Origin of the sequence: Psychrobacter sp. TB20-MNA-CIBAN-0197 (assembly GCF_040309765.1) — a bacterium.
In the GTDB taxonomy this organism is placed as follows: Bacteria; Pseudomonadota; Gammaproteobacteria; order Pseudomonadales; family Moraxellaceae; genus Psychrobacter; species Psychrobacter submarinus.
This window is the reverse complement of record NZ_JBEOPC010000830.1, coordinates 1-262: the sequence shown is the minus strand read 5'-3', so window position 1 is coordinate 262 and position 262 is coordinate 1. Positions and strand designations below refer to the sequence as shown.

At 61.5% G+C, this 262-nt stretch carries 1 protein-coding gene; it reads right to left on the bottom strand.

The genetic code is table 11. The features are described 5' to 3' along the window. The coding region (locus tag AAEY83_RS16185; protein WP_351060646.1) for a hypothetical protein at nucleotides 1–262 on the bottom strand (262 nt) is incomplete at both ends.

The following is a 262-nucleotide window of genomic DNA, read 5'->3' as shown; positions in this document are numbered from 1 at the left end:
CAGCGTGACCTTGCCGCTCGGCAGGTCAATCCGATGGCCGATGTGTCGTGTATCAGTGGCCGGCCGCTGGCCTTCAAACGCAAACGTATCGCTACCGTCGCCGCCATCCAGCACATTGATGTGCGGCGGTTTGGTCAGCCGATCCAGTTCCTCGTCAGCGACCTGCTGATAGAACGCATCGTTTTTGTCGCCACCGCTGAGCGCCTTGTGTCCCTGGCGGTAGGTAAACAGGTTGGGCTGCGCCTTGACGCCAGCGACACGG